This is a genomic window from Thioalkalivibrio sp. AKL19 (assembly GCF_000420165.1).
Lineage (GTDB): Bacteria > Pseudomonadota > Gammaproteobacteria > Ectothiorhodospirales > Ectothiorhodospiraceae > Thioalkalivibrio.
The window spans coordinates 16941-34288 of sequence record NZ_ATUK01000013.1 but is presented as its reverse complement, the minus strand read 5'-3'; the positions used below and the strand labels follow the sequence as shown (position 1 = coordinate 34288).

General features: G+C 67.0%; 14 protein-coding genes, 4 tRNA genes and 2 other RNA genes. 14 read left to right on the top strand and 6 right to left on the bottom strand.

All coding sequences use genetic code 11. The features are described 5' to 3' along the window. Nucleotides 1-23 precede the first annotated feature (23 nt). The gene (gene hpnC, locus F817_RS0108430) at nt 24-893 is read left to right on the top strand and encodes a squalene synthase HpnC (protein ID WP_024327230.1); all 870 of its coding nucleotides are present in this window, start codon (nt 24-26) and stop codon (nt 891-893) included. Here the strand turns inward: hpnC and hemN are convergent. Beyond that, nucleotides 890-2278, bottom strand: coding sequence for an oxygen-independent coproporphyrinogen III oxidase (gene hemN / locus F817_RS0108425; protein WP_024327229.1), 1389 nt, complete (start codon nt 2276-2278; stop codon nt 890-892). The genes hpnC and hemN overlap by 4 nt on opposite strands. A 179-nt stretch (nt 2279-2457) precedes the next feature. Between hemN and hpnD the strand changes: the two genes are divergently transcribed. The 3 genes from hpnD to F817_RS0108410 are packed head-to-tail and all read left to right on the top strand — an operon-like array spanning nt 2458 to nt 5451. Continuing rightward, on the top strand, nt 2458-3318 hold the full coding sequence (gene hpnD / locus F817_RS0108420; protein ID WP_024327228.1) for a presqualene diphosphate synthase HpnD: 861 nt from the start codon (nt 2458-2460) through the stop codon (nt 3316-3318). 4 nt (nt 3319-3322) lie between these two features. Further along, on the top strand, nt 3323-4663 hold the full coding sequence (hpnE, locus tag F817_RS0108415) for a hydroxysqualene dehydroxylase HpnE (protein WP_024327227.1): 1341 nt from the start codon (nt 3323-3325) through the stop codon (nt 4661-4663). Then, nucleotides 4660-5451 (top strand): SDR family NAD(P)-dependent oxidoreductase, encoded by a 792-nt coding sequence (locus F817_RS0108410; RefSeq protein ID WP_024327226.1) that lies wholly within the window; start codon nt 4660-4662, stop codon nt 5449-5451. Before hpnE ends, F817_RS0108410 begins: the two co-directional genes overlap by 4 nt. Before the next feature lie 6 nt (nt 5452-5457). Here the strand turns inward: F817_RS0108410 and F817_RS0108405 are convergent, their stop codons facing one another. The 4 genes from F817_RS0108405 to F817_RS0108390 all read right to left on the bottom strand — a co-directional run bounded on the left by F817_RS0108405 (nt 5458) and on the right by F817_RS0108390 (nt 10772). After that, entirely contained in the window at nt 5458-7779 is a 2322-nt protein-coding gene (locus tag F817_RS0108405) for a YgiQ family radical SAM protein (protein ID WP_024327225.1), read from the bottom strand. Between the two features lie 149 nt (nt 7780-7928). Continuing rightward, entirely contained in the window at nt 7929-8327 is a 399-nt protein-coding gene (locus F817_RS0108400) for a globin (protein WP_024327224.1), read from the bottom strand. A 64-nt stretch (nt 8328-8391) separates the two neighbouring features. After that, nucleotides 8392-8739 (bottom strand): hypothetical protein, encoded by a 348-nt coding sequence (locus F817_RS13770; RefSeq protein WP_155988448.1) that lies wholly within the window; start codon nt 8737-8739, stop codon nt 8392-8394. Nucleotides 8740-9209: 470 nt separating this feature from the next. Beyond that, the gene (locus F817_RS0108390) at nt 9210-10772 is read right to left on the bottom strand and encodes a glutamate synthase-related protein (protein WP_024327223.1); all 1563 of its coding nucleotides are present in this window, start codon (nt 10770-10772) and stop codon (nt 9210-9212) included. Nucleotides 10773-10891: 119 nt separating this feature from the next. Here F817_RS0108390 and pdxH point away from each other — a divergent pair, with 119 nt between their 5' ends. The 4 genes from pdxH to F817_RS14190 all read left to right on the top strand — a co-directional run bounded on the left by pdxH (nt 10892) and on the right by F817_RS14190 (nt 12083). After that, nucleotides 10892-11536 carry a pyridoxamine 5'-phosphate oxidase gene (gene pdxH / locus F817_RS0108385; protein WP_024327222.1) on the top strand — a complete coding sequence of 215 codons (645 nt, stop codon included), beginning with the start codon at nt 10892-10894 and terminating at the stop codon, nt 11534-11536. A gap of 89 nt (nt 11537-11625) precedes the next feature. Further along, nucleotides 11626-11715, top strand: a tRNA-Ser gene (locus tag F817_RS0108380). 53 nt (nt 11716-11768) lie between these two features. Then, nucleotides 11769-11899: non-coding RNA, RtT sRNA (locus tag F817_RS14195), on the top strand. 35 nt (nt 11900-11934) lie between these two features. After that, nucleotides 11935-12083, top strand: a non-coding RNA gene (locus F817_RS14190) — RtT sRNA. Between the two features lie 251 nt (nt 12084-12334). Here F817_RS14190 and F817_RS0108375 read toward each other — a convergent pair. Next, a tRNA-Val gene (locus F817_RS0108375) sits at nt 12335-12409 on the bottom strand. Nucleotides 12410-12553: 144 nt separating this feature from the next. On the opposite strand from F817_RS0108375, the gene F817_RS14540 reads away from it, so the two are divergent. From F817_RS14540 to F817_RS0108350, 6 genes are all read left to right on the top strand, one after another. Then, nucleotides 12554-12714 (top strand) — tRNA-Ser (locus F817_RS14540). A gap of 68 nt (nt 12715-12782) precedes the next feature. Beyond that, nucleotides 12783-12872, top strand: a tRNA-Ser gene (locus F817_RS0108370). Between the two features lie 294 nt (nt 12873-13166). After that, on the top strand, nt 13167-15239 hold the full coding sequence (locus F817_RS0108365; RefSeq protein ID WP_024327221.1) for a SulP family inorganic anion transporter: 2073 nt from the start codon (nt 13167-13169) through the stop codon (nt 15237-15239). Nucleotides 15240-15360: 121 nt separating this feature from the next. Next, complete coding sequence (locus tag F817_RS0108360; protein ID WP_017941768.1) at nt 15361-16050, top strand: Bax inhibitor-1/YccA family protein; 690 nt, start codon at nt 15361-15363, stop codon at nt 16048-16050. 98 nt (nt 16051-16148) lie between these two features. Next, entirely contained in the window at nt 16149-17120 is a 972-nt protein-coding gene (locus tag F817_RS0108355; RefSeq protein ID WP_024327220.1) for a D-2-hydroxyacid dehydrogenase, read from the top strand. 5 nt (nt 17121-17125) lie between these two features. Then, a complete protein-coding gene (locus F817_RS0108350) occupies nt 17126-17344 on the top strand; it encodes a SlyX family protein (RefSeq protein WP_024327219.1) in 219 nt (72 codons plus the stop codon). Nucleotides 17345-17348: the final 4 nt, after the last annotated feature.

Genomic DNA, 17348 nt, shown 5'->3' with positions numbered 1-17348 from the left:
GCGGCCAGGAGGCCTGAGTCGCGATGTCGGCCCATGTCCGTTCGGCCTACCGCCATTGCCGCCAGCGCGCCGCGGCGCATTACGAGAACTTCCCCGTCGCCTCCTGGCTGCTGCCCGGACGCCTGCGCGGGCCGGTCGCGGCGATCTACTGCTTTGCCCGCGATGCCGATGACCTGGCCGACGAGGACCCGCGCCCGGTCGCCGAACGGCGCCAGGCCCTGCTGGCAATGCAGGAACGCGTCCAGATCCTGGAGGACCCGGCCGCCGAACACGAGCCGGAGTGGATCGCACTGGCCGACGCCCGCGCACGCTTCAACCTCCCGGCGGCACCGTTCTCCGACCTGATCGACGCCTTTCTGCAGGACCTCGAACAAACCCGTTACGCCACCTTCGGCGAGGTGATCGACTACTGCCGGCGTTCGGCCAACCCCGTCGGCCGGTTGCTGCTGCACCTCAATGGTGATCCCACCGAGGAGATGCTGGGCCATTCGGATGCGATTTGCTCCGCCCTGCAGCTGATCAACTTCTACCAGGACCTGCAGCAGGACCTTCAGGAGAACAACCGGATCTACCTGCCGCAGGAAGAGATGGACCAGTACGGCGTCACCGAGGCAATGCTCGCAGCCGGAAAGACCACCTTCCAGCTACGCAACCTGATGCAGTTCCAGTACGCCCGTGCCGACCGCCTGCTGCGGGCCGGCGCGCCCCTGGGCGGCATGCTGCGCGGGCGCATGGGACTGGAAATCCGGGCCATCATCAACGGCGGCGCTCGCATCCTCTGGCGCCTGCGCCAGCAGGATGACGTCTTCGCCCGCCCGCGCCTGCGCACCCGCGACGCCTGGATCATCCTGAGCCACAGCCTGCGTCCGCGCCGGCGCGCACGGGCGCGCTAAACCACCCTGCTGTAGCGCTGCTGGCCTTCGGTGGCCAGGTAGGCGTCGAAGGCCATGGCCACGTTGCGCAGGAGCAGGCGGCCGCGCGGCAGCACGTCCAGACGCCCACTTGCGATGCGCACCAGGCCGTCGGCCTCCATGCCCCGCAGCCGCTGCAGGGCATCGCCGAACACCTCGCCGAAGACGATCCCGTGGCGCGCCTCGATCGCGGCAAAGTCGATCCGGGAGTGGCACATCAACTCGCTGATCACGTCCCGCCGCAAGCGGTCGTCGGCACTCAGCTCCAGGCCGCGAAAGACCGGGAGGCGACCGGCATCCAGGCGCGCATAGTAGGCGTCCAGCTCGCGCAGGTTCTGGCTGTAGGTCGCGCCGACCTTCCCGATGGCCGTCGGCCCCAGTGCCACCAGGTCATACTCCGCGCGCGTGGAATACCCCTGGAAATTCCGCTGCAGGGTACCGGCTCGCTGCGCCTCGGCCAGTTCGTCGTCCGGCAGGGCGAAGTGATCCATGCCAATGTAGACATAGCCGGCATCGGTCAGCCGCTTGATCGTGGTCTCGAGGATGGCGAGCTTTTCCGCGGCATCGGGCAGGTCGGCCTCGCGGATCTGGCGCTGGGTCTTGAACATCTGCGGCAGATGCGCGTAGTTGTAGATCGCCAGGCGCTCCGGCCGCAGTTCGAGGGCGCGTTCCAGGGTGCGGGTGTAGGTCTCCACCGTCTGCAGCGGCAGGCCGTAGATCAGATCGAAGTTGGTGGACTCGAAACCATTGGCCCGGGCCTGTTCAACGGCCTTCGCCGTCACCTCGAAGGGCTGAATGCGATTCACCGCCCGCTGCACGTCCGGATCGAAATCCTGCACCCCGAGGCTGATGCGGTTGAACCCCAACTCGCCCAGGAGCGGGATGGTGCCGGGGCGGACTGCGCGCGGATCAATCTCGATGGAGAATTCACGCGCGTCACTGTCATCGAGCCGGAAGTGGCGGCCCAGTGTCTCCATGACCCGACGCAGATCCTCGTCCCCGAGATAGGTCGGCGTGCCACCGCCAAAATGCAGCTGCCCCACCCGGCGATCCCGATCGAACAGCTCGCCCTGCAACTCGGCCTCGCGCTCCAGATAGTGAAGATAGCGCTGCGCGCGCTGGTAATTACCGGTGATCACCTTGTTGCAGGCGCAATAGAAGCAGACCGTGTCGCAGAATGGGACATGTACGTACAGCGACAGCGGGCGCGCCGGTTCCGCCCCGTTGGTCGCCTGCGCCGCCTCGGCATACACCCGGTCGTCGAAGCCCTCGTGAAACTGGGGGGCGGTGGGATACGACGTGTAGCGGGGCCCGCTCACGTCGTAGCGACGCAGGATCTCCGGATCAAATACCAGGCGTTGTTCCATCGGGTCCCCCCTCGGGCATGCTCCGCCGATTTACGGCTTCGGAGTCCGACAGGCTACGGCCAGACCCCGGTACCCGGCTTGATACAGGTCAACAATCCGCTTTCGGGGGCCATCTCCCGCCCTTCGCGCTGCCTGTGCTAGCCTTCCCTCCCTGTTCGACAGCCGCCACGCGAGAGCGCATGTCCCCCGACGAATATTGCGAGGAGAAGGCCGCCCGGAGCGGCTCCAGCTTCTACTACGCGTTCCGCTTCCTGGAGCCGGATCGCCGTCGCGCGATCACCGCGCTGTACGCCTTCTGCCGCGAGGTGGACGACATCGTCGACGAGGTCAGCGAGGAGAGCATCGCCCGCACCAAGCTCGACTGGTGGCGCCAGGAGATCGAGCGCCTGTTCGAGGCCGAACCCCGCCACCCGATCACCCAGGCACTGCAGCCCCACATCGCCGCGTTCGATCTCGGTCGCGAATACTTCGACGAGATCATCGACGGCATGCAGATGGATCTCGACTACGACAGTTACCCGGACTTCACGACGCTGTCGCTGTACTGCTATCGCGCGGCCAGCGTCGTGGGCATCCTGTCTGCCCACATCTTCGGCTACAGCGACCGTCGCACGCTGAAATACGCCCACGACCTCGGCATGGCGCTGCAACTCACCAACATCCTGCGCGACGTCCACGAGGATGCCATGCGCGGCCGCGTGTACATCCCGATGGACGCGCTGCACAAGCACGGCGTAAAACCCGAGGAATTCCAGGTCAACATTACCGCCGACCGCCACCGCGCCCTGTTCGCGGAACAGGCGGAACGGGCCCGGCTCTACTACGACCGCGCCGAGGAGCACCTTCCCGATGCCGACCGCTACGCCCAGCGCCCCGGACTGATCATGGCGGCGATCTACCGCACCCTGCTCGACGAGATCGAGGACGACGGCTTTCGCGTACTCGAGCACCGGGTGCGGCTCACCCCGATCCGCAAGCTCTGGATCGCCTGGCGCACCGCACGCCGCCTGAAGCGCGAGCATCGGCGCCGCGCGGGCTGACACCATGGCCTCCGGCTCTCCCGCAGCGCCCGTCGCCGTGGTCGGTGCGGGCTGGGCCGGGCTGACCGCCGCCCTCGCCCTCGCGCGGGCCGGACAGCCCGTGCACCTGATCGAGGCCGGCAGGACCCCCGGCGGTCGCGCCCGCAGCCTGGAGCTGGACCAAACGCCGCTGGACAACGGCCAGCACATCCTCGTGGGGGCCTGCCAGCAGACCCTGCAGCAGATCCGCGCAGTCGACATCGACCCCGAGTCGGCCTTTCACGCCGTCCCGTTCGGCCTGCGGATGTTCGATCCCGGCGGCCACGCACCGGCGTTCGTCCTCGAACCGCGCTCGCCCCGGCTGCCGGCGCTGGCCACAGCCCTCTACCGCTCTTTGCCCGGCCACGCAACCGGCGTCCGGCTGCGCGCTCTGATCGGTGCCGCCGCGATGCTCCACCGCCCCCTGCGGCACGACCTGCCGGTGCTCGACTGGCTGCGACAGCGGCACCAGCCCGAGGCCCTCGTCCAGCGCCTGTGGGACCCCCTGTGCCTGGCCGTGATGAACACCCCGACCCGTATGGCCTCCGCCCGGATCTTCCAGAACGTCCTGCGCCTGGCCCTGAATCACGGCCCCCAGGCGGCCCAGCTCCTGATCCCGGCGCGCCCCCTGGGCGAGCTTTTCCCGCAACCCGCCTTGCGCGAACTGCGCCAGCGCGATGCATGCGTGGAACTCGGCCGCCGTATCACGGCCATCGAGCGCGACGCGACGCACCCGGACGCTCCCTATCGACTGCACGACCGTCAGGGCGGGACCAGCACCGCGCGCGCCCTGATCCTGGCCACCCCGCCCACCGCGACCGCCAGCCTGTTGCCGTCGGATCCCGGCTGGGACGCCACACACCAGGGTCTCGCGGCCATGGGGGCCGGCAGTATCTGCACCGTTTACCTGCGTTACCCGCGCCCGGTGACGGACCGTCCGCCTCTCCAGGGCCTGCTGGACCAGCATGGCCAGTGGCTGATCCCCCGGCACGTGGCGGGTGCGCCGCACTGGCTGGCGATCGTGATTTCCACCGCCGACGACCTCGCACCGTTGACGGCCGACGCTCGATGGCGCACCGTCGCCCGCTCGCTGGCGCGGACCTTTCCCGAACTGGGGGAACCCGAAACCGGCCACAGCGTCTGCGAGCGCCGCGCCACGGTGGACGCCCGGGTCGATCTGGATCACCAGCGGCCGCCAGCCCGCACGCCGTGGCCCGGCTGCTATCTGGCGGGGGATTACCTGACCCACGCACTGCCGTCCACGCTCGAAGCGGCCGTACAATCTGGACTAGAATCGGCGCACCTGTTCCTGGAGGACCATCCTTGACCGACCTCGATATCCCCCGCCTCCTCGCCCATCGTCCCGAGCCGGGCGCCTTTGACCAGCGCGTGATCCTCGTCACCGGGGCCGCCGACGGCATCGGCCGCGCGGTCGCCGAGGCCTGCGCCGCGGCCGGTGCCACGGTCGTCCTGCTGGACAAGGACCTCAAGGGCCTGGAGGCGGTCTACGACCGCATCGAGCAGGCCGGCCATCCGCAGCCCGCGATCTATCCCCTGAATCTCGAAGGCGCAACGGTCAAGGACTACGGCGACCTGGCGGAGAACATCCGCGACTCCCTGGGCCGCCTCGACGGGCTGGTGCTGAACGCGGGCTGGGCCGGCGCCCTGATGCCGATGAAGAACTACGACCCCGAGCTGTGGTTCAAGGTCATCAACAGCAATCTGCACGGCCCGTTCTTCCTGACCCAGGCCGTGCTGCCGCTACTGGAGGCCAGCCCCACCGGGAGCCTCGTGGTCTCGACCCAGAATGCACGCAAGGCCTTTTGGGGCGCCTTCGGGATGGCCAAGGCCGCGCAGGACGCCCTGATCGACATCCTGTCGCACGAACATCGCAACGAGCCACGCTTCATCCACGTCAATGGCGTGGACACCGGCCCCGTGCGCACCCGCTTCCGGGCCGGCCACTATCCGGGGGAAAACGCGGAACTGCTGCCCGGCCCCGAGGCGGTGGTGGGTCCGTACCTGTACTTCCTCGACCCCGGCGACCGAACGACCACCGGCCTGAACATCAGCCTGGACGGGCAGGTACCGGCTCCCGAGCCAACCGCGTCCTGAGGCCGCTCAGCCGCGGACGCGCGGCGGTTTGCCTGCCGGACGCCCCTTCCGGCGAACCTTGCCCGCCGCCCGCGGCTTGCCACCTTTCGGCGCCACGGAGCGTCCGGCGCCCTTGCCGGCCGGCGCGGGCTTGCCACCCGGACGAGCCGCGGCCTCTACCCCATTGTGCTGGGTCTGGAAGGTCTGACCGCGCTTCTTCAACGCCTTGCCGCCCCGGGTAATCCGCCCACCCGCGGACGGCCTCGCCGACCCCTGACCCGTTCCGGCCGGCTGCCACGTCGGCACCAGATGGTGCTTACCGTTGCCGATCAGGTCGGCCCTTCCCATCCGCTGCAGGGCATCGCGCAGCAGTGGCCAGTTGTTCGGGTCGTGGTAGCGCAGGAACGCCTTGTGCAGGCGTCGCGCACGCACCCCCCGCGCCACCGGGACCCGTTCGCTGGCCTTGCGCCGGATGCCACGCAACGGATCCCGCCCGGAGTGCCACATGGCCGTGGCCAGCGCCATGGGGCTGGGCAGGAATGCCTGTACCTGATCCGCGCGAAAGTCATTGCGCTTGAGCCACAACGCCAGCTGCAGCATGTCCTGATCCGTGGTGCCGGGATGCGCGGCGATGAAATACGGGATCAGGTACTGCTCCTTCCCGGCCGCCTTCGAGTACTTCTCGAACATGGCCTTGAACCGGTCATAGGTCCCCATTCCCGGCTTCATCATGCGGGACAGTGGCCCGGTTTCAGTATGTTCCGGCGCAATCTTCAAGTAGCCACCCACATGGTGGGTCACCAGCTCCTTCACATATTCCGGGGACTCGATGGCAAGGTCGTAGCGCAGCCCCGAGGCGATCAGGATCTTCTTGATCCCCGGCAGGGCCCGCGCCTTGCGGTACAGCCGGATGAGCGGTGCATGGTCGGTGTCCAGGTTGCTGCAGATGCCCGGGTACACACAGGACAGCCGCCGACAGCTCTGCTCGATCTTCGGGTCCTTGCAGGCCAGCCGGTACATGTTGGCGGTCGGCCCGCCCAGGTCCGAGATCACCCCGGTAAACCCGTCGACCTTGTCGCGGATCTCTTCGATCTCGCGCAGCACGCTGTCCTCGGACCGGCTCTGGATGATCCGCCCTTCGTGTTCGGTGATGGAACAGAACGTACAGCCGCCGAAACAGCCGCGCATGATGTTCACCGAGAAGCGGATCATCTCCCAGGCCGGGATGCGGGCATCCCCGTAGGAGGGATGCGGCGCGCGCGCATAGGGCAGATCGAACACCGCGTCCATCTCGGGTGTCGACAACGGGACCGGAGGCGGGTTGAGCCAGACCTCCTTGTCGCCATGGCGCTGCACGATCGCCCGCGCATTGCCGGGATTGGTCTCCAGGTGCAGTACCCGCGAGGCATGGGCGTACAGCACCGCATCGCCCTTCACCTGCTCGAACGCGGGGATACGAATGACCGTCCCTTCGCGCGGCGTACCACGCGGGATATGGCGCTGAAAGCGCACGACCTTCGCGCCCGCCTCCGCCTCGCCCTCGACAGCCTGCGAATCCTGCGCCTCGGCATCGGCGCAGGCCGCCGGCGAGACCATCGCGTAAGGGTCGGGGTTGGCATCCACCGGTCCGGGGGTATCGACCTCGCTGGAATCCAGCTCCACGTATCCGGCGGGCACCGCATCGCGCAGGAAGGCCGTCCCGCGCAGGTCCGTGATCTCGCGCGGGTGCTCGCCCGCCGCGATGCGATGCGCCAGCTCCACCAGGGCACGCTCGGCGTTGCCGAACAGCAGGATGTCGGCGCGCGAATCGAGCAAGACGGAGCGGCGCAACTTGTCCTGCCAGTAGTCGTAGTGCGCGATCCGGCGCAGGCTCGCCTCGATTCCGCCGGCCACGACCGGCACGTCCTTGTACGCCTCGCGGGCGCGCTGGGCGTAGACGATCACCGCGCGGTCGGGACGCCTGCCGTGCACATCCCCCGGCGTGTAGGCGTCGTTGGAACGGATCTTCCGCTCGGCCGTGTAGTGGTTGACCATCGAGTCCATGTTCCCGGCGGTTACGCCGAAAAACAGGTTGGGCCGCCCCAATGCGCGGAACGGCTCGGCCGAAGTCCAGTCCGGCTGGGCGATAATACCGACCCGGAACCCCTGCGCCTCCAGCAGCCGCCCGATGATTGCCATGCCGAAGCTCGGATGGTCCACATAGGCATCACCGGTGACCAGCACGATGTCGCAGCTGTCCCAGCCGAGGTCTTCCATCTCCTCGCGCGTGGTCGGCAGGAACGGCGCTGTGCCGAAGCGCTTGGCCCAGTAGGGCTTGCGGGCAAACAGGGAATCGGGGACAGCGGACATGACCAGGCTTCTTCCGGCGAGCGCCGGCAACAGGAAATCCGCGCATTACACGCCCGGGGCGCCCCGAGATCAACAGGGCACGCCCGCGGGCGGGGCTTCACGCGACCGGGCCCGGAGGCCCCCGGCCGGACCTCATGGCAGGACTTGTGTCAGTAGCGCTCGATGAACAGGTCGATCGCAGGGCTCAGTGCCCCGCGCCAGCGCTGGGCCAGGGATTCGTCCCAGCGCGGGTCCACCTCGCGGGCCGTCTCCACCATGCAGTTCAGCCACACCCCGTAGAGCTCCGGCTCGACCGGCACCCGGCCATGACGGCTGTGCACCTCGGCCATCTTTTCCATCGTCGGCGCCACGAAGCTTTCGCCCTCCGCATAACTGATTGCGGTGGAGATCGCCTGGCCCAGGGCCCGCTTCTGCTGCGACCAGTTGGTGGTCCGGAATGCCTGCGCCACTCGTTCGTCAGCCGCGAGGAAGCGCTCGTAAAAGCGATCCACGAAGTGGCCGGCCCGCCGGCAACGTCCGTAGCTCTGGTGCACGTCGGAGTAGCTCATCCAGTCCCCCATTTCCGGAAAATCGCGAGTCTAACGGGATTGTCCCGGGACCGCCTGATCCAGATCAAACGTCGGCGATCCCACCACCCCTGCTATAACCGGGAGGTCCGGCCAGGTGCAACTCGACCAGAGTATCCACCACGGGGGCAATCACCGCGCGCCATTCCTTTTCAAGGGTCGCGTCCCAATCCGGGTCGGTTTCCCGCAGGGATTCAACCAGGCTCTCCACCCAGACCGGATAAAGCGTTGGCTCGATTGGAACCTCGCCATGCCGACTGTGGACCTGAACCACCCGGTGGATCCCGTCAGCAGCGCCCGATCCGGACCCCTCGTGATGCATGACCGCATGGATGGACTGGTCGAGGATTAGGCGCTGGCGCTCGGCGGAGTAACGCCCCAGCGTTTCGGCCACACGAACATCCGCTTAGGGAGACGCTGATTTAATCGCGCGTCCGCGCTCGAGTCGCTTTTGCGTGCGAACAAGGCGCGGTGACTGCCGTGCAGTCATTCTGCACAAGGGAACCGCAACGCAGTTCCCACGCCCGTTGTTATCAAAAACGGGCGGCCGAGCCCCTGCGTTCAATGGCTTGTGGGGTTGGTGCCCCCTGTTCCCCGATCCTGCGTTGCGCCGCTTGCGGGTAGAACCACTACCCGCTGCACGACGCGCCTTGTCTCGGAAAACAGGGGATACCAACGCGGACGTGCGATTAAATCAGCGTCTCCTAGAGAAACCGGGCAAGAAACCTGGCCAGGAAGGCTTCGTCCATGCGGCAGCGCTTGTAACTTTGCCCAACATCAAGATCCGTCAGAGTCTGAATCCCCGGAAGGCGCGGACCAGCCCGCCTTCCACACATACATCACGCATGATGGATTCCGAAGCGGTCACGTGTCGCCGAGCACGCCCGCGTACTGAATCCCGGCCAGGCGCGCCAGATCACGGTCGAAGGTCGTCAGGTCGTTGGGGCCGAAGTCCTCCAGGCTGGCGTGCCCGCAGGCTCGCGCCAAAACCTTCATCAGCTCGGTGGAACCGTCCAGGAAGCGTCCGAGCCGCTCAGCACCCTCCTGCGGATCGAGGCGACTGCGCAGTTTCGGATCCTGCGTCGCGACGCCGCTGGGGCACTGGTTGGTATGGCAAATCCGGGCCCCGACGCAGCCCACGGCCTGGATCGCCGAATTGGCGAGGGCGATTCCGTCCGCGCCCAGCGCGAGGGCCTTGACGAAATCCGTCGGCGTGCGCAAACCGCCGGTCACCAGCAACGTGACCCGCCCGGATGCCCCGTTGGCATCCAGGAAACGCCGTGCGCGGGCCAGCGCCGGGATCGTCGGCACGCTGATGTGATCGCGCAGCAAGGCCGGCGCGGCCCCTGTGCCACCCCCGCGCCCGTCCAGGATCAGGTAGTCGGCCCCGGCCTCCAGGGCAAATGCGAGATCCGTCTCGATATGGTTCGCCGACAGCTTGAAGCCGACGGGAACGCCTCCTGTCTTCTCGCGGACCTCATCGGCAAAGCGGCGGAAATCGGCCGGAGTCTGCAACTCGGCACTGGCCGCCGGCGAATGGGCATCCTGGCCGGCCTCGATTCCGCGCACCCGCGCGATCTCGTCGCTGACCTTGCTGCCCGGCAGCACGCCACCCACGCCGGTCTTGGCGGCCTGGCCCGCCTTGAAGTGGAACGCCTGGATCTTGTCCAGGACGTCTTCGGAGTAGCCAAACCCCGCCGGGCCCAGCTCGAACAGATAGCGCGAGTTCTCCGCCTTCTCGGCATCCAGCATCCCGCCCTCGCCCGAGCAAATGCCGGTTCCGGCCCGTTCGGCCCCTCGGGCCAGGGCAATCTTGGCCTCGCGCGAAAGCGCCCCAAAGCTCATGTCCGACACCAGCAGCGGGATGTCGAGTTCCAGCGGGCGCCGGGCCTCGGGCCCGATCACCAGGGACGTACCCACGGCGGCGTCCTCGTCCAGCGGGCGTGTGGCCAGTTGCGCCGCCAGAAGTTGCAGGCCATCCCAGCTCGGCAAGCGATCCCGCGGCACACCCATGGCCACCGTGGTCCCGTGCCGACCCACCCCCTCCAGCCCGTCCCGGGCCAGCGCGTGAATCCACTCGACGTGCGGCTCCGTCTCGCTGTTGCGCGGGGTCGGTGCCGCGTCCCGGGCATCGGCCTCGGCAGCGTCCGCGTCCGCCTTGCTCGCCGGCCCACCCACGGCATCCGCGTCGAACTGCGCATGCGTCCCGTCGCAGTACGGGAGGTTGCCGGATTGCTTGCACTGGCACAGATAGGCCTCGCCGTCCTCTTCCGCGGTGAACACCAGGGGCTCGATCCCCGAACCCTCGTGCGAGCCATCGCAGAACGGCTGATCCTGCGAACGTCCACAGCGGCAGAAGGCGTACTCCTCGCCCTTTTTCAGCTCCACGCCCCGGGGTTCCACTGCGGCGATGATCGGTTCGGCCATCGGATGCTCCTTGCGTTCGTTGTGTTCGCTCCCAACTGTGACAGCGAAAGTCGCACAAATTTCCGAATCCCTCGCGCCGCCGTATGATGACAACGTCTTGTCCAACCACGGGGAACCGCATGACCACCGCCGACCACCGCCACACCCGCCGTGACTACACCCACGCGGAACTGCGTCGCCGCGATCTGCGGGACAACCCACTCGGGCTTCTCAACGAATGGCTGGAGGCAGCCCGCGAGGCCGGCAACCCGGACCCCACGGCCATGATCCTGGCCACGGCCGACGCCGATGGCCAGCCCTCCGCGCGCACCGTATTGCTCAAGCACGTCGATGCCGAAGGTCTCGCGTGGTATACCGATTCGCGCAGCCGCAAGGGTCAGGACCTCAACGAAAATCCCCGCGCCGCGCTCCTGTTCTACTGGCCCGAGACGGAACGCCAGATTCGCGTCGAGGGGCCGGTCGCCGCCCTCCCGGGCGAACTGGCCGACGAGTACTTCCACCAGCGCCCGCGGGGGAGTCAGCTCGCCGCCGCGGCCTCCACCCAGAGCCACCCGGTCGCGGACCGCAACGCTCTGGAACAACGCGTACGCGAGCTGGAACAACAACACCCGGAAGGCGACATCCCGCGGGATCCCGCCTGGATCGGCTACCGCCTGCAGCCGGAACTGTTCGAGTTCTGGCAGGGGCGCCCCAGTCGGCTGCATGACCGCTTCCAGTACCACCGCGTCGGGAATGACTGGGAAATCACCCGACTGATGCCGTGACCCGCCACCGGGGCCGCTACCGCTCCGGCAACCGAATCTGCTAGGATTCGCTCCGCCGTGGCGGCTCGACCCCGCCCGGTGCAAAAAACGGAGAGGTGCCGGAGCGGTCGAACGGGGCGGTCTCGAAAACCGTTGTACTCTCGCGAGTACCGAGGGTTCGAATCCCTCCCTCTCCGCCAAACATTAGCAAAGGGGCCCGAGCGGCCCCTTTCGCATGTCTGGCCCCGGCGGTTTCGGGGTTCGAACCCGAGGAATCGAAAATGACGGTTCGACTGGCAGCGCGCAGCGATGCCAGAACGTCGCCGCAGGCGACGACCCGGAGGGCGAGGCACGAAGTGCCGAGTAATCCCTCCCTCTCCGCCAGATTCAAGCAAGGGGGCCCGAGCGGCCCCTTTTGCATGTCTGGCCCCAGCGGTCCAGGGATTCGAACCCGAGGAATCGAAAATGACGGTTCGACTGGCAGCGCGCAGCGATGCCAGAACGTCGCCGCAGGCGACGACCCGGAGGGCGAGGCACGAAGTGCCGAGTAATCCCTCCCTCTCCGCCAGATTCAAGCAAGGGGGCCCGAGCGACCCCTTTTGCATGTCCGGCCTCTGCGGTTTCGGGATCCGAGCCAGAGGGATCGAGAAACGACCGTTCGACGGGTAGTGCCAGAACGTCGCGGCAAACGCCGGCCCCAAGGACGCGGCGTCGCACTAGGTCCTCCATCCGACAACGCCCAGTTCATTCCGCGCGACGTAGTCCGGGCACAAAAAAAGCGGCCCGGTTTCCCGAAGCCGCTTTTCCGTGATCCGAAATTGGTGGGCGGTACTAGGTTCGAACTAGTGACCCCTGCCGTGTGAAGGCAGTGCTCTACCGCTGAGCTAACCGCCCGGAGCGCGGACAAGATTAGGGTTCAAGCGCGCGAACGTCAAGCATTTCATGGCGAACATCCGGCTGCCATCAACACCCGGGTCGGGCCACGCAGCACCACCCCGGTTGCCAGCCCGCCCCCCTTGCCAGACAATGCCCGACCTCGGAGAGGTGGCAGAGCGGTTGATTGCACCGGTCTTGAAAACCGGCAGGGGTGAAAGCCCCTCGAGGGTCTCGACAAGGCGGCTCAGCCGCCGCAGGACGTTGCCGCCAGGCAACGCCCGAAGGGTGAGGCCCGCAGGGCCGAATCCATCCCTCCCTCTCGTGGCCGCCAGGCCACGCAGCACCACCCCGGTTGCCAGCCCGCCCCCCTTGCCAGACAATGCCCGACCTCGGAGAGGTGGCAGAGCGGTTGATTGCACCGGTCTTGAAAACCGGCAGGGGTGAAAGCCCCTCGAGGGTTCGAATCCCTCCCTCTCCGCCATCTATCACTCCCCGCGCCATCGCCCGGCCTCCCCGTCCAACAGCCGACCGGTCGCCCCCGACCCATAGCTGATCTGACATGTGTCATATAGAACAGGTTAGATAGAAGAAAATATACTCACCCCCTATAATCAGCGCCACTTCCCGATTGCGCCCGCGCCCCTACCGGGCCAGCGCTGGCTGCCAGCACTGCGACGACGGCCCTGGCAGACCAACCGGCCCTGATCCCCCCCGGGCCCTGGCACTCGGTTTCGCGCCGTCGTCGATCTTTAAAACTGGCCAAGTGAGCGACCCGATGAATTCGATCCTGCTGCGAGTGTTTCCCTTCCTGAGCTGGCGCCCCACGAAGCAGACGCTCAACGCGGACCTCATCGCCGGCATCTCGGTCGCCCTGGTCCTCATCCCGCAGTCCATGGCCTACGCCCAACTCGCCGGTCTGCCGCCTGTCTACGGGCTGTATGCCTCCCTGCTGCCCGTGATGGTGGCCGCACTCTGGGGCTCCTCCAATCAACTCGCGACGGGCCCAGTGGCGGTGGTCTCGCTGCTGACGGCCTCGGCGCTGATCCCACTGGCAGCCGAGGGGTCTTCCGAATTCATCATGCTCGCCATTGCCCTGGCGTTCATCGTCGGCGTTGTCCAGCTGATGCTGGGGCTCTTCAAGCTGGGGGCGCTCGTCAGCTTCATCTCGCACCCGGTCATTGTGGGCTTTACCAACGCGGCAGCCATCATCATTGCGCTCTCGCAGCTGAACAAGATCCTGGGCGTCCCGATCGATACCAGTGGTCACTTCATGCTGGGCCTCTGGGGCGTCCTCATGGAACTGGGCAGTATCCATTGGCCCACGCTTGCGTTCGGTGTCGGCGCTATCGTCCTGATGGTGCTGATGAAGCGCTTCACCCCCAAGGTCCCGGGTGTCCTCGTGGCCGTGGTCGTGGCCATCCTGGCGAGTTGGGCCATGGGATATGAACAGAAGGCCGAGACCTCCATCGAGCGGATCGCACCGGCCGAAGTGCTCACCCTGGCCCAGGGTATCGAACGCGAAGGCGAACGCCTGGCCGAACTCGACGACCAGATCCGCAAGCTGGAAGCCGAGCTGCAGGAACAGGAAGGTGCCGAAGCGGTCCGGCTCCGCCACGAAGCCGACCAGCTGCGCCTGCAGCGAGATGAGCTGCGGCCCGAACTGGCCGGCATGCGCGACGAGATCCGCGATATCACCCTGCGGCGTGTCCCCGGAGCGGAAGGCGAACCGGACCGCTTCGTCGCCGACGATCACCTGACGGATGCCGAGCGCGAACGCGCCGAGCGGGCCGCCTGGCGCATCGAACGTGTTGGCGACGATACCGTCCACCTGAACGGTGGCGGTGCCGTGGTGGGCAACGTGCCCCAGGGGCTCCCCGCCTTCTCGATCCCGGAGATTACCTTCGGCACCTTCACGACCCTGCTCACAACCGCCTTCGTCATCGCGCTGGTCGGCTTCACCGAGGCCATTGCGATCGCCAAGGCCATGGCCGCCCGCACCGGCCAGCGGCTGGATCCCAGCAAGGAATTGATGGGTCAGGGGCTGGCGAACATTGCCGGTGGTCTTACCCAGGGCTACCCCGTCAGCGGGTCATTCTCGCGCTCGGCCGTCAACCTGAACGCGGGCGCCAAGACCGGACTGTCATCGGTCTTCACGGCGGTCATCATCGGCCTCGCCCTGCTGTTCCTGACGCCGCTGATCTATCACCTGCCGCAGGCGGTCCTCGCGGCCATCATCATGATGGCGGTGGCCGGCCTGGTGAACTTCAAGGCCATCAAGCACGCCTGGATCGCCAACAAGCATGATGGCGTTGCCGCTGTTGTGACCTTCGTGGCGACCCTCGCCATGGCCCCGAACCTGGATTACGGCATCCTCACCGGTGCCGGCCTGGCCATCGTGCTCTACCTGTACCGCACCATGCAGCCTCGCGTGTCGGAGCTGGCCCGCTACGAGGACGGCACCCTCCGCGAGGCCAAGCGCTACGGTCTGGAGACCAACGAAAAGGTCGGGATGATGCGCTTCGACGGTTCACTCTACTTCGCCAACGTGCCGTATTTCGAAGACGCGGTCCTGGACCTGGTGGCCCGACATCCGCAGGCGAAGTACCTGATCGTGGTCGGCAAGGGCATCAACGAGATCGATGCCTCCGGGGAGGAGGTCATCCACCAGCTCGTGCACCGCCTCAAGGCGCGCGGCATCACCCTCGTGTTCGCCGGCGTGAAGGCCCAGATCATGGAGGTCATGCAGCGCACCGGGCTGGACGAAATCATCGGCAAGGACAACATCTACAAGTCCACGGACCACGCGGTGAAGACCATTTCGGAGAAGGTCGGCGAGCCCATGCAGTAGCCCACGCCGGTCCCGTTTTTCCATGGCCGGGCGGATGCCCCGGAACGGCCATGGAAACGCTGCAACGCGCCGCGCTTGTCGCTACACTGTGGCTGTTTCGAACCCATTGAGGAGTTGACCCGTGTCCCGAGACCAGATCGTCCGCTCGAGTCGTAATCCGTCCAGCACTGGCTCCATCAGCGAGACCATCTCGACCAACAAGGTGATCCGGCAGACCTACATGCTGCTGTCGCTCACCCTGGCGTTCAGCGCGGTAACCGCGTTCATCGCCATGGCGGTCAACGCTCCGCCGGTGCACTGGATCATCATGCTTGGCGTGCTGATCGGGGGTCCGTTCGCCATCCACGCCGCCCGCAATTCCGCGCTCGGCATCGTGCTGACCTTCGCCTTCACCGGTGTCCTGGGCTTCTTCCTCGGCCCCATCCTGAGCATGTACCTGGGGCTGCCGAACGGCCCGCAGATCGTCGGCAACGCGTTTGCCGCCACGGCCATCGCGTTTGTCACGCTCTCCGGCTACGCCCTGGCCACCAAGAAGGACTTCAGCTTCCTCGGCGGCTTCCTGGTCGTCGGCCTGATCGTCGCCCTGCTGGCCATTGTCGCCAACCTGTTCCTGGCGATCCCGGCGCTGTCGCTGGCCATTTCTGCAGCGGTCGTCCTGCTGCTGTCGGCGGCCATCCTGTTCGACACGAGCCGGATGATTCACGACCCCGAGGCCAACTACATCGTGATGACCGTCTCGCTGTACGCCAACCTCTATGTGATGTTCCTGCACCTGCTGAACCTGTTCCACGCCTTCATGGGCGACAACTAAGGGTCCAGCGCTACGCGCAGGTACACGTTCTAGGGCCCCGCTGCGCGGGGCCCTTTTCGTTGGACATCGTTTGCACAGACTCCCGGGGAAGTCGGCCCATGAATCAGCTCCAGAGCGGCGTCTTTCTCGACCTGAACACGGTCGACCGGGACGATCTCGACCTCACCGAACTCCGCGCCTGTCTGCCCGACTGGACCTTCCACGACCGCACGCGTCCCGACGAGCGCGCCGAACGAATCGCGGACGCCGAGGTGGTGATCACCAACAAGGTCGAGCTGGATGCCGACCTGCTAGCCGCCGCCCCCCGCCTGCGACTGATCTGCGCCGCCGCGACCGGCTTCAACAATATCGACGTCGCCGCCGCCCGTCGCCAGGGCATCGTCGTCAGCAATGCCCGCGACTACGCCACCGACTCGGTCGTGCAGCATGTCTTCGCGCTGCTCCTGACCCTGGTAACCCGACTGGACGCGTACCGCACCGACATCCGCGCAGGTCGCTGGAGCGCCTCGGACCAGTTCTGCCTGCTCGACCATACCATCGGTACCGTGGCCGGGATGCGCCTCGGCATCATCGGATGGGGCGTCCTGGGCCAGGCGACCGCCCGCGTGGCCGAGGCCTTCGGCATGGAAGTCCTGGTCGCGGAGAGCCACGATCCCGTCCGCAGCGCACAAAAAGACCGCGTCCCACTGGATCGCCTGCTCTCCCAGTGCGACGTGATCAGCCTTCATTGCCCTCTCACGACCGCGACCCGACACCTCATCAACGATGCGGCATTGCAGCGGATGCGTCCCGGGAGCCTGCTGCTGAACACGGCCCGCGGCGGGCTGGTCGATCCCGACGCGCTTGCCCGCCACCTGCGCTCCGGGCATCTCGGCGGTGCCGGCATCGACGTCCTCGAGCCGGAACCCCCGCCGGCGGAGCATCCCCTGCTGGCCGACGATATTCCGAACCTCGTCCTCACGCCCCACACCGCCTGGGCCGCCCGAAGCGCCCGCCAGCGGGTGATTGACGAGGTCACGGCCAACATCCGCGGCTTCGCGAGCGGCCAGCCGCGCCACGTGGCGGAATGACCGGCATGGACACCAAGGCCCTGCAACAGCGCATCGAGGACCTGGAGATCCGCCTGGCCCACCAGGAGTACACCCAGGAGGAGCAGGCCCGCGTCCAGCTGGAGCTGCAGCAGGCCAATACCGAACTGCGCCAGCAGGTCCAGTGGCTGCGGGATCGCCTGCGTGACCTCGAGGAGCGTGGCGGCGCCCCCGAGGGCGCGGAACCCCCACCGCCGCACTACTGAACCC